5 protein-coding genes are annotated in these 12,839 nt (G+C 57.2%); all 5 read right to left on the bottom strand.

The features are described from left to right. Nucleotides 1-53: 53 nt before the first annotated feature. The 5 genes from Q0K10_RS12915 to Q0K10_RS12895 all read right to left on the bottom strand — a co-directional run bounded on the left by Q0K10_RS12915 (nt 54) and on the right by Q0K10_RS12895 (nt 12,757). Entirely contained in the window at nt 54-3,230 is a 3,177-nt protein-coding gene (locus tag Q0K10_RS12915; protein ID WP_294507734.1) for a glycoside hydrolase family 38 C-terminal domain-containing protein, read from the bottom strand. After that, complete coding sequence (locus Q0K10_RS12910; protein ID WP_294507732.1) at nt 3,220-5,484, bottom strand: glycoside hydrolase family 3 N-terminal domain-containing protein; 2,265 nt, start codon at nt 5,482-5,484, stop codon at nt 3,220-3,222. Before Q0K10_RS12910 ends, Q0K10_RS12915 begins: the two co-directional genes overlap by 11 nt. Nucleotides 5,485-5,489: 5 nt before the next feature. Next, nucleotides 5,490-8,642, bottom strand: coding sequence for a glycoside hydrolase family 38 C-terminal domain-containing protein (locus Q0K10_RS12905; RefSeq protein ID WP_294507729.1), 3,153 nt, complete (start codon nt 8,640-8,642; stop codon nt 5,490-5,492). Nucleotides 8,643-8,737: 95 nt separating this feature from the next. Then, a complete protein-coding gene (locus tag Q0K10_RS12900) occupies nt 8,738-11,818 on the bottom strand; it encodes a hypothetical protein (RefSeq protein ID WP_294507727.1) in 3,081 nt (1,026 codons plus the stop codon). 153 nt (nt 11,819-11,971) lie between these two features. Next, on the bottom strand, nt 11,972-12,757 hold the full coding sequence (locus tag Q0K10_RS12895) for a DUF1559 domain-containing protein (protein ID WP_294507725.1): 786 nt from the start codon (nt 12,755-12,757) through the stop codon (nt 11,972-11,974). Between the last annotated feature and the right edge of the window lie 82 nt (nt 12,758-12,839).

The following is a 12,839-nucleotide window of genomic DNA, read 5'->3' as shown; positions in this document are numbered from 1 at the left end:
CGGGAGGGGGCGGCTCCACTGAAAAGACCGGTCCGCCTCCGGCGTCCGTCTGCTCAACAAGCAGAAGCTTCTCTGGTGAGTCCGGAAAACTCCCGGCTGAACGGTCCGGGAACCCCTTCCCGGTTTACCGCGCGAAGTCGGTAATAATACCGGGAATGAACCGCCAGCCCGGAATCTTCATACAATCCGACCCGGTAAGGCCCCGGTTCAACCCGGGCCACAAAAGATGCCGGCCCCGGCGAAAAACCACTCTCGCCGGAACGGTACAACTCGTAATGGGAGAGATTTTTCTCCATGTTCTGCCCCCAGATCAGATAGAGCTGTCCATCCATGGCTCCGCAGCACGCCATCGGCTCGGTGATGAGTCCCGTATACCAACTGCCGATCGGCGCAGGCCGGGTCCCCTCCCCGGGTTCGGAGATCTCCTCTTCCTGGATCGACAAACCACGATACAGGAATGTGGCAGTGCCGAACGGCAGACATTTTCCCGTATCAGAAAAAGCCCTTTCATCAACGGAAACGCGAACCGGAGAAACTCCGGCCAGCTCCGGTCCCGCGACCTGCCGTTCCCTTCCATGCGTTTCCTGTACACGCAGAACCACGCCATCTCCGCTTTCCGCCCGCTTCAATGTGAGCAGACGCATTCCGGCGGGCAGAGAGAGAAAACTCTTTTCCCGGGGAAGCCCCCCTTTGCGGGGCGGAGAAACCTGACAGACGAGAGGATTTGCCAGACGTTCCGCCATCTCCGGAATCCCCGCCATCCGGAAATCTCCGCAATAAGACGCCAGGGAGAAACGGAAGCGCAGATTCACGTGGGATCCTCCGGGGGAATGCATCTGAAGCCAGTCGTTGAACAAATAGGCGTAAACCGCAGATCCCGTTTCATTCATGTAACAGTCGGTCTTGTCCGGGTGGATGTGATCGAACTCGACAAGTTGGCTGTCCTGCAGAAACAACGCGATTCCGAAGGCGTCGTTTTCGACGCAGCACCACTCCCGGGCGGCGAGATAGGTTTCCGTGCCATGACCGGTCTGCCCGTCCGGACCGGGAGAAGCCACACATCCATTCAGATGCACTTTCCGCGAAGCGTTTTCCACCAGGAACGGGAATGCGAAATAGCCGTAACGGTAATATCTGTGATTGTTGATCACATCGCGGACATGATCGAGGCGAATCTCCAGGTCGATGCGTTTTTCGTAAGCGGGCAACGTGACGGTCATCTCCACCGCGGCTCCGGACACCGGTTCCGTCGTCCGGATTTGCACGGTTTGAACAAGCGCATTTTCTCCATATTCGAAGCGGGCGCCGTCGGCCTGCGTGAAGAAACTTCGGTGATTGTCATTCGTATAAACGAACTGATTTCCCCGAAACGGAGCTTTCTGGTCGAAAAGTTCACGCTTGAGCTCCTTGTCGTAAACAGAAAGAAACGAACCATCCCCGGCAAACCGGATCCGGTAATAACGATTCTCCAGAACGCATGGTGCAGAAAGCGGCACAAGTTTCCTCTGCTCCCCCCTGACGGAGGATACCGCAATGGCTTTATACCCCAGAGCCGGAATCTCCGGAGTCAGAAATTCGCCTCGACCCGGAACGGCAACGCGCTCCCGGCGGGGAAAAGCGGCCGGATTGAAAACGACGATGGATTCCGCATCAAGAGAAATCTCCGAAACGAGGGTCTCCATGGCTTTCCGGGTTTCCTCCCGTGCCGTCCGGGCGGCGAAATCGATCCAGTCGCGATGCTGGAGCCAGGTTTCGTAAACGCGCCGTCCCTGATAACCGCTCGTGCCGTAGGAGTGTTCGTCGTTCAGCAGCAGTGCATGCCAGGCTCGCCGGAAAGTTTCCGCCGGATAACGGTATTCCGGATTCACCAGCGCGGCGAGAACCGAAAGTTTCTCCGCGGTCGGCAATTCCTGGTCGGCCGCGAATTTATCCGCAAGGCAATCGGGAGCCGCCGCGGGATGTTGGTACCAACCGCCCGTGATGTCGCCGTGCAAGGTCGGAATCTGCGGGTCGAACCGGCGGCGCAGAAGTTCAAACGGCTCATCCGGATCGCCGACGAGTTTGAACTGCGGAGATTTCCATTTTGCATTCCACGCGACAAACGTTTCCGCGAGCTTCAAATTCGGTTTTTCGTCGTCCGAGTAACAAACGGCGAACCAGAGGTCGTACGGATACTTCGACTCCAGCAGCGGGAGCGTCTCCGCGGTGGCGGACTCCATTCGTTGAATGGTCGCAAAGTCCGCTTCCTGACGGGGACGCAAACCGAACCGCCAGCTGCCCCAGTCGTACCCGGTCGAACACCAGACCAGCAGTCGACTCTCCCGGTCCGGCGCCATCCAGTAAAAGACCATCGGCAAATCCGAGTCGTACCGGACATCTATGCGCGAGCCACCGCCGTTCGCATCCGGATTCCAGGAATATCCGGGAACCTGGATGTTGCTTCGCCAGACGGTCGACGGGAGCGGATTCCATGGATTCGGAGCAAAAATGACATTCCGATACCCGGCCTCCGCATAAGGAGCGATCAATGACCAGCTTATGCCGTTGTTGTCTATCATGCTCATCGTATGGGATTCGATTCCCCACTGATCCTCCAGCTTCCTGCGCGTATATGCGCTGCGGCACATCTCCTCCAGACCATATGTCTGCGTATGATTGCCCGCGATTCCGCAGCAGACGCCGAGTTTTCCGCTCCGGATATAATGGTCCCGGATGTTCAACGCGGCACTTCGACCGCGGTCCATGCCGTAATTGTTCCAGAACCAGGATCCCTCCATGAGATAATGGTAGTCCAGCGGAGGATTGCGTTTTTCCGCCTCATCCGACAACTTCACGGCTTCATCGATGAAATTCTCGCTTTGCCAGCGTTGAAAATACTGCGAATTATGAAGACCGATGTCGGTATGAGACGAACTCATAATGTAGATGACCCACTCCCGCGGCGGAAACCAGCGCTCCCGCCACTCCGCGAGTTTTTCTCCTCCGGCGCCGAAAATTTCCATGCGTCCCGCGACTTCCGCAGCAGGAGCCGGAACCATGATGAACGGTCTGTTTTTCCCCTTCTCCAGTGCGATGTCAAAATCCTCCCCCGCCCGGACGTCGTCATGAAACACCCGGAGTTTGACATGTCCGTTGAAATCGGAACGAATCCAGAGTTCCACTCTCTGCAGTTCTGGCTCCCCGCGAAGAACCATGGAAACCGGTTTGGCGAAAAAAGCTTCAATCTTCATCCTTATTTTCCCCTGAAAACACAAAATCTCTTTCCAGAAGTTCTGCGGAACTGCCGCCGACGCCGATCCGAAAACGGCCCGGCTCCACGACAAACCGCAACTTCTCATTGTAATACCCGAGAACATCATCCGTCAGCTCCACCGAAACCACACGACTTTCGCCGGCTTCGAGGAAGATCCGTTCAAACGCGCAGAGCTCGCGAATCGGCCGCTTCACGGAACTGGCCATGTCGGTCAGATAGAACTGAACGACCTCTTCTCCCGGACAGGTTCCACGGTTGGTGAGTTTCACCGAAACCCGGCGATCATGAATCTGCAGATCTTCATACTCGAAAGTCGTGAAACTCAAACCGAAACCGAACGGAAGCTCCGGCGTACCCGGACAATCGATGTAATCATCGCGCTCCATGAAGGGGTTGTAAAAAACCGGGATCTGCGCGGCACAGCGGGGAATGGAGACCGGCAAACGCCCCGCAGGATTGTATTTCCCGAAAATCACCTCCGCAACCGCCTGCCCTCCGAACGCCCCCGGATACCAGGCCAGCAGCAACGCATCCGCCTCCCGGAGCAATTCTCCGATACAGAGCGGGCGCCCCTGTATCAACACCACAATCACCGGCTTTCCGCTCTCCTTCAGCCGCCGGAACAGCTCCATCTGAACACCGGACAAATTCAACTCGGCCCGGTCGGTTCCCTCTCCGCTCTCCTTCTCGCTCTTTTCCGGAGGCAAGATCTCCGGAGAGGCGGCGCCGCTGGAGGTGCGCTTCATTTCGGAACCGTATTTCGTACTGCACCCACCCAGCACCAGAACGACCGCATCGGCCATCTCCGCGGCCTCCAGTGCCCCGGGGAATCCGGAACGATCGAAGGAACGAATTCCGCAACCGCGGGCATACAGCAATTTCATGTTCCGTGCGTCCGCTTCCTGCCGCAACCCCTCCAGAACGGTGATCACGTTTCCCGGCGGCTGGGGCGCGGTATAGTCACCGAGTTGATTCATGATATTGTCGGCATTGGGACCGATCACGGCCAGAGTGCCGCACTTTCTGAGCGGAAGGATGCCGTTGTTCTTCAGCAAAGTCATCGTCTTGCGCGCGGCTTCCAGGGCGACGGCGCAATGTTTTTCCGACCGGAGAACTTCCAGCGGGCGCTCCTGCGCATACGGATGCTCAAAAAGACCGGTTTCAAATTTTACCCGCAGAATGCGCCCTGCCGCGACATCGAGATCCGCTTCCGAAATCAGTCCGCGCCGGAGCGCCTCAAGCAATCCTTTCGTATGGAATTCAAGAAACCCCTCGTCCACATCGCACCCGGCCTTCAACGCTCTTGCGGAAGATTCGGCCTCGTCATCGGCCAGACGGGACTTGAGCAGGAGCGGAATGGCACCGCGGTCGGCAACGACGAAACCTTCAAACCCGAGCTCGTCACGCAGAATCTCCGTCAGCAGATGGCGACTGCCGCTGGACGACTCCCCGTCGACATCGCTGTATGCGCTCATGATCGACCGTGCTCCGGCCCGGATCGCATCGCGGAACGGCCGCAGCTGGCAGTTGTGCAGTTCGATCATGCCGAGATGCGAGGAGGCTTGATTGTGCCCTCCCTCCGGACTGCCGTGCGCGACAAAATGCTTCAATGTGGAAGTCACTCCCTGTGAGACAATTCCCGCAACCATTGCGCGACCAAATGCGGAAGTCAGAAAGGCATCTTCGGAATAATTCTCCTCCGCCCGCGACCAGCGGGGATCGCGCACGACATCCAGAATCGGCGAATATACCGCGTGCACACCGGCGGAGCGCGCTTCCGCGCCAATGACCTCCCCGATCCGCCGGATCAGTCCGACATCCCAGGAACTTCCCATGCCGAGCCCGGTTGGGAAAACGGTTGTGCCCAGAGCCATCAATCCGTGCGGCGCCTCCTCGGCAATGTAAAGAGGAATCCCCAGGCGCGAACGCTCCAGAACGGCATGTTGAAAAAGATTGACGACCTCGTTCATCCGCTCCGGCGGAACTCCGGTCTCCCAATCCTTTTCCGTCCACCAGTCCGCCCGGATCACTCCGTACATGGAGCCGATGACCCATTGACCGAGTGTCGCAACGAACGCATTCCGCAGCCGGAAAGAGTCGCCGATTCTTTCATACGAGCTGAAGCCATCGAGTTTGACCAGTTGGCCGATCTTCTCTTCGACGCTCATTCTGGCGAGCAGATCGGCCGTCCGCTGCTCAGGGGTCAACGACGGATTACGGAACGGAAGCATTTTCTTTAAATCCTGCATGTTCTCTTGATCTTAACTGTTTTGATTTCAAATGGCCGGAAACTCAGCCGGCTCACACCCTTCAACTCAGAAAGCGGGCGCAGTTCGCACTCCCGCATATCGCACTCGACCGCACTGCCGTCTATGCGCAGAGAAGCCGTTACCGCCGCACGTTCGCACTCATAGATCCGCAAAACCGGATCGGAAGAGTGTTCCGCGATCTTGACGGCCTCGACAATCAGATTGTCGGCATCCAGAGCCGCCCGGGATTCCCCGGAACACCTGGAACGCCCCCGGCAGACGACCGGGGGGATGTTGAACTCGTACGCGGGACGCACAACCGTTCCCGCGGAAAAACCGCCGTCATGAACAATCAGAGCGTAATTCATCGGGTGTATGCCCTCGTCTCCGGATGGATCCGGATGTCCTCCTGATTTGCAGAGCGAGAGGTACATTCCCCGGGGCCCGGACGATATTCCGTATTTGCAGTCATTCAGCAGGGCCGCGCCGAAGCGGCCTTCCGATAAATCGCTCCACTTGTGCTGGCAGACCTCGAACTTCGCCCGCTCGACAGGATCATTTCGATACACCGTCCGCCGGATATGACCGAACGGAATTTCACTGCGGCACTCGTCAGCGAAAACATTCAGCTCGAATGCCGTCTTGAGAAACCGATGCTTTTCATGCCATTCCAGAACACCTTCAAAATCAATCCGGCGGGTGCCCCGGCGGAAAATCATCTGCTGTCGCATCCGGGACCCTCTTCCGACCGGCCGGTCGCATTCCAACCGGAACTCCAGGGGACCGTCCGAAACGACCCGGAACTCTGCGGTGCGCTCCTCCGGCTGAAGCTTCAACCGCAAATCCGCGTCAATATCCCAGTTGTCGTTGTTCAGCGGGACGTCTTCCCCGCACAGAAGCGTATTGAGCGGCAATCCCCCTTCCCGGACCAGTTCCCGGCCGGAGCTCAGGTCAATCAGGGAAACAATCGCCCCGGAATCATGGAACCGCAGACGGAATTCCGGCGTCTCCAGCAACTTTTCGCTTGGCTCATACCGGAAAACCGACCCCGGCGAAAACGGCTTTGCACTCCCCCGGTCGAGCGTAACCGCCCCCAGGGACGGCAACGTCACGCCGCCGATCACGGTGATCTCCGTGCCGTCGATCCGACGGGCCGGCTGCCCGATCCAGCCCCCTTCCCCGCGCACACAGCCGGTCGAAAAGCGCTCCAGCTCGATATGCCCGCGTCGATCCCAGTTCAACGTATTCCAGACCGTGACAAAGCGGTCCCCCCCGTCGCCGCCCCCGAGTTCCCGGAGAACCGGGCGAATTTGTTCCAGGCAATCACACAACTCCCGCTCCGCCTGTTCATGCACACACGGGATGGAGGTTCCCGGCAGAATATCGTGAAACTGATTGAGCAGCAAAACGTCATAAAATTCGTCGATCCGCTCCCGATACCGCTCCGGATCACTTCCGGTCAGCCAGATGAGGATCTCCAGATCGCGCAAAGCCAGTTCAAGTTTCCGGTTGGCCCGTTTCATCGCGCTTCTTCCGGTGAGGGTTCCGCGGTGGAGCTCCAGATAAAGTTCCCCCGTGTAGTGCGGCGGCTCTTTCAGAGACGCCTCAAGCTTTTCCATGAAGTGTTCGACCGTTATATGGGCGCTTCGGGGGCACCCTTCCAGATCCCGGCACCGCCGGGCGTATTCGAGCATCTCATACCCCGGACCGCCGCCGCCGTCGCCGAAGCCGTAGGTGATCAACCGCATGGAATTCAGATCCTTGTGCTGAATGTAATTTTCTGTGGAGCGGTAATCGTGCGGACCACGACCGAGTTTTTCCCGCAGAGTGCGCGGATCGGGTGTGCAGTGTATCTCATTGAAATGCGTAAGAACTTCGCTGCCGTCGATTCCCCGCCACAGAAAGGTGTCGTAAGGGAATGTGGAGGTTTCATTCCAGCTCAATTTCGTCGTCAGGAAATAACGCATACCGCAACCGCGCAGGATCTGCGGCAGCGAAGCCGGATACCCGAAGGAGTCCGGCAGAAAAAAAGCACAGGAACGTCTTCCGCCGGCATAACGGTCAAGGAACCGGAATCCCCGCAGAAATTGCCGGATCAGCGATTCGCCGGAACAGAGATTGCAATCGGGTTCCACCCAGGCGTTGCCGATCAGTTCCCAGCGCCCGGCCTGAACCATCCGCATGATCCGTTCATGCAGCGCGGGATGGGTTTTCCGAATCAGGTCGTTGTGCACCAGAGAACTCTGCGTAAAAAGATATTCCGGATATTCCCGCATCAGCTCCAGGGCATTGCTCCAGGTTCTGGCGCACTTGCGCACAGTCTCCCGGACCGGCCAGAGCCAGGCGGTGTCCATGTGACTGTGACCGATCAACCCCGCAAAAGGAGCGGAACCGGAATTGCAGGACGCAAGCTCAGCGGCCATGATCCGGCGCGCTTCGGCCAGAGCAGGCATCCAATCGGCAGGCTCCGCCTCTTCCGGCTTCTGCGGCACGATGGCGAACACGGTTTCCAGAACCCGGTCGATGCGACCTTTGCGGAAACTGTCGGCGCCGAGCGATTCGCTCAACCGGTTCAGAACCGCGAGATCGAACACAAAATCCCGGACCGCATCATTGCGGACGGTCACGAAAAGTCCGCCGAACCGCTGATCGTTCGGATCTGGATAAACATTCGCTGTCCGCTCCGTGTCGAACGGGTTGGAGCCGATGACTCGATGCCCGGCATACGCTTCCACATGGAACATGAATTCAACTGCCTCATCCCCAGGCGTATAAAACTGGCACTGCTCATGAGTCCCGCGCTGATTGCGGAAGCCGGCGGCGTTGAACATGCCCCGCTCCTCGCCGTTGACATAAAAAAGCGCCTCGCATCCGACAGCCGGCGCGTGAAGGAAAAGCGGTTGATTCCACAACTCTCCCGGAACCTTGTAACAGGCTCTGAACCAGGCCGTTTTCGAATCTCCTCCCCACCGCATTCCGTCGGAGGCAGGACGCCAGAAGGCCTCTTTCGGTGGAGCGGAAAAATATTCGGCAGTCTCAAAAAACTCCGCCTCCAGGACGGCAACCGGTTCGAATATCAATTTCCGGTAAACCTCTTCCATGCGGGAAACTTTCAGCAATGTTTTCTCAGCAACCAACATAAAACACAGTGTTCTCCGACTGTCTTTTCCGCATAAAACAGGAATGAGACGGTATTCCGTCTCGTCCTGTCGTAATATACGTCAATTTTCACAATTTACAAAACGGATCCGGGACTGTTTTCCGGAGTCATGCGAATCCACTCTTCCGGGGAAGCCTTGGGCGAGAGCATCCGGTATACCGCTCCCTTGACGGGTTTGAGATCAGCATTCTCGACATACACCGGCGACTCCGTAAGCGACAGCACAACGTTCCCGTCGCGTCCGGCTTCCATCGTATAGGTATGCCCCATCACGGTGGTCACCCGAATGGAGTTTCCGCTGCGGGGTTTCAGACGGATCTCCACCGGCCCGGCGACGTCGGCCGGCTGCCAGGGAGGCAGGTTGAATCCCTGATCGATGATCGCTTCCTGCTGCCGCAGACCGCCTTTGCGGCTCCACAGCAAAGCAAATTCGCCATCGGGTCCCTTGTCGAACAGCAGTCCGCGAGCGCCGGGTTCGGAGAAATTCAGATCGCCGAGAAATTCACCCGGATCGAAGAACCGCGCGGCAGTCTGGTATGCCCACAAGGTCAGTTTCGGCATCCAGTCCCGATGGAACAGACCGAAATGATGTTCCCGGAGAACGTCGAGATTGACGTTCGGGTTCTTGAGTTTCCTGTTTTCAAAATCGTTGAAGACATAATACATGATGCATTTCGCATCGAGCGCCACGGCAAGTCCCACGGAGATGGCCAGATCGTCGGCGCTGATCCGCTCGTTGTTGGTGATCTGCATATTCGGAGCGGTCGCGGCATAATGTTCCGTGATGTAAACGGGTTTGTCGCCGTACCGGCGGAGCGCCTCCCGGACCGCGCGGAGAGTTCTCATGAAACTCCAGTAGGAGTCATCCGTCTCCGGGGAACGGTTGACACCGGCGGTATGGACGGCCAGATAATCAAAATCGTCCCAGGCGCCATTGTCGTAGATCGTCCGCATGTATGGCATGTCCCCGTTGCAGATGGTCAGGCCGGTGAGTTTGATCTCGGGATAGTACTGATCCCGGACTTCGCGGAGAATCTTCGTAAAATCAGCGTGCGCCTTTTCCCGGACGGCATTCTGCTCGCCGCCATAGAGATTCCATTCATTCGTCAGCTCGAGGACCTCGGAGCCGGTCTTGCGCGTGTGTTCGAGATTCCCCTTGAGGAAGTGGCGGATCGCCTTGGGATCGGCCAGCCAGCTGGTTCCGTCCTTGATATACCGTTCCAGGCTGGCACTGTCTCCGATGTTGTTGTGATACCAGGTGCGGAAGCCTTTCTGCTGCGCCTCGCTTTCATATCTGTAACTCTGGCGGATCGTGGTGATTCCAATGCGTTTCATCATATCGAGGACCTCTCCGGAGGAGCGACGTTCGACGGTTTCTCCGGGATTGTCGCGCCAGCCTGTGACGCCGATGCGGGACTCCTTTCCGGCTTTGAACTTCAGTTCCGGCAGCACGCCTCCGCAGACTCGACGGTAATCGCCGCCGAACTCATTGGATGCGTAGATGTCGAAGAAGACCGGTCCGACCTCGGTCAGATTCACGCAAAGGGGAAACACCGCCTCGGCCCCGGGGGGCACAACCTGCGAGAGATGCTCCGTCTTGAGCACATCGCCATTGAAGTTTCTCGCCGTATATTTCAGATGAATTCGTGTCGGTTTGCGGAAATAGTTGCCGACGTATGCGGTCAGACGGTACTCGCCGGGCTCTTTCAGAAGGAAGAAGCGGTCCGGAGATTTCACCTCCATGAGCAATCGCTCATCCCCGGCACGGGCTATGGCTTCGCGAACTCTGGAATCGGCATTGCCGCGCACCGAAAACGCCAGCGTGCCGCAATAGAAGGTCGGTGCCCACGGAAGCCGGCAGCGTTTCGTTTCGAAATTCAGACTGTGATTTTCATAAAAACGCCAGTAGGTCGGGCTCTGACCGGCGGCCGCGAAGGTGACGAAGTTCACGCCGTCGCCGAATTCGATCGCCTGTCCGCGGTTGAGTTCCTCCGGTTCACCGCCGGTGCGGTGCAGATAATATCTCTCCGGAGAAAAACGGCCGTGTTCCTTGAATTTCGGATCGAATCTGAGCTGGACGGAGGCGAGATTCTTTTCCCACTCCTGAGAAACCTCCCAGGTCGGATAAACCCGGCAGCGCGCTCCCTCCGGGAACAGAGTCCACTGCATCAGATAGAGCTGTTTGCCTTCGCCATCCAGAGCCGCCACGCCGAGCACCTGATTCCCGGAGCCGACCATATCCGTTGCCGTCGGAATCATTTCAAAATTGATTTTAGGAAGTTTCGGATTGTCATCGAGCAGCTTGACCGTCCGGAAACTCACGGGCTCGGACGGGCAGCCCGGAACCTCCGGCGCGGTAATTGCGCCCAGACTGCTCCAGCTGCCGTCGGGGGAGTTGCGAAAATCAATTTCCGTGCAGCCGTTTTTGCAAAACCGGAGAATCAGGCGATCATTTTCCATGCGTCCGATTTGAGGACGCACCCGCTTTTCGGCCCGCCCCAGATCGGAAACGGAGAAATTGTCGACCCGCAACACGCCGGAGGTGTCCCTGCCCGGAATCGCCCGGAAACGAAACCGTTCCGGCTTTGCGACGGATTTCAGCGGCAGCTCCGAAACCTCCTTCACACTTCCGTCGGTCAGGTCCGTCAATTTCAAATCGTACGTTCCGTCGTTGTAACGGCAGACCGCGCTGAGACGGTAAAACCGGTTGTCCTTCACCGGAATTTTTCCGGGAAGAAATCCGCCTGGGACCAGCCGCAGATAGGAGGCCCCGAAATCGGCGATGACCGAGCCGTCACCGGCGAGCAGTTCCGCCCGGAAGGCATACGGCTGCTTTTCCTTCCCCCAGCTCGGCGGAGCAAAGGAGAAATCGTAGGTGACGCTCCAGGCATCCCCGGTCCGGAAAGCGGGCGAAACCGCCTCGGCTGCAGCATCGCTGTAATCGAAATCCTGAAGCAGCAGAATGTTACGATCCTTTTCCGTCGCCCATCCGGCATCCGAGAAATAATTGCCGTTCCGGAAGGAGGAGAGAGTCCACTTCTCCTTGTTCTCCGCCGTATCGAAATCCTCCTTCAAAACCACATTCTCTGCGGAACAGACCGAACAGCACACAGTGCCGAACAGCAAAGTCCGGCGGAAAAAATTCGACAACATCATTTCAATCAATACCTTTCTTTCATTTTACCAAACGCTCTTCGTGAACGAGCCAGGCCAGGCTCATCGGCAACCATCATCCGTCCGTTCGTCCGCTTCTCTGCCCGACGGGATGCTCACGACCGCTGCCGTGAGCCGCTTCCGTATTCCTCCGGATCAGTCGTAAATCCCTCTGCCATCATCCATCCAGGAGGTTGCGAACATGGAGTTGTACATCCGATCGCTGATCGTGAACACGTTGATGGTTTCGACATGGCCGTCCAGCGCGGCCGCGTTGATGCTCGAACTGTTGCTGTGACGGGCGTGAACGCGATTCAACCGATTGCTGTAGATCGACTCCAGATCACATGCACGGTAGGGCTGCTCGGTTTTGGCCCGGTAATCGGCCATCACCATGCGCCGTGACGGCTTCTTCCATTTGATCCGCTTGGTGTACCCGAATTTTTGCTTGTTGAACGTATCGGTCTGACGGCTGTATGAACCGAAAAAGGCGTTCCTGCCGTAGTTGGAAATCGGATATTTGTCACTGAGCATCAGGATCTCCTCACTGTCGCCAGGACAGAGATAAAGCTTTGAAAAATTTCCATCCTTGATCATCTGATCGGTCACTTTCGTTCCCGAAACCACATACGGGTAGAGCATCTCCAGCCATGGAACATAATAGTTGCTCACATAAGGTTTGAACACTTTATTCGTATTTTTGGCAAATTGTCCCCATTCATCTGCCGTCGCGGGACAGACCCAGTCGTCGAAATCGTTGGAAAACATGGCGCAGGCCACACCGAACTGCTTGAGATTGTTTGTGCAGCTGGAGCTTTTGGCTCTCTCCCTGGCCTGATTCAACGCCGGCAGCAGCATCGATGCAAGAATCGCGATGATCGCAATCACAACCAGAAGTTCTATCAACGTGAACCAGGCGGATTTGTGTTGCTTAGATTCCATTTCAGACTCCTATGATAAAATTCCACTTCGATGCCGGGAAAAACTCAATTTTTTACGAGTTTGAATTGAGTAAAATCCTCAA

The organism is uncultured Victivallis sp. (assembly GCF_944391105.1).
Taxonomy (GTDB): Bacteria; Verrucomicrobiota; Lentisphaeria; order Victivallales; family Victivallaceae; genus Victivallis.
The sequence above is the reverse complement of the archived record's forward strand: the minus strand, read 5'-3'. Positions and strand labels throughout refer to the sequence as shown.

Coding starts and splice junctions, on each gene's coding strand:
- Q0K10_RS12915 (WP_294507734.1), bottom strand. CDS start 3,230: ATGAAGATTGAAGCTTTTTTCGCCAAACCGGTTTCCATGGTTCTTCGC.
- Q0K10_RS12910 (WP_294507732.1), bottom strand. CDS start 5,484: ATGCTTCCGTTCCGTAATCCGTCGTTGACCCCTGAGCAGCGGACGGCC.
- Q0K10_RS12905 (WP_294507729.1), bottom strand. CDS start 8,642: ATGTTGGTTGCTGAGAAAACATTGCTGAAAGTTTCCCGCATGGAAGAG.
- Q0K10_RS12900 (WP_294507727.1), bottom strand. CDS start 11,818: ATGATGTTGTCGAATTTTTTCCGCCGGACTTTGCTGTTCGGCACTGTG.
- Q0K10_RS12895 (WP_294507725.1), bottom strand. CDS start 12,757: ATGGAATCTAAGCAACACAAATCCGCCTGGTTCACGTTGATAGAACTT.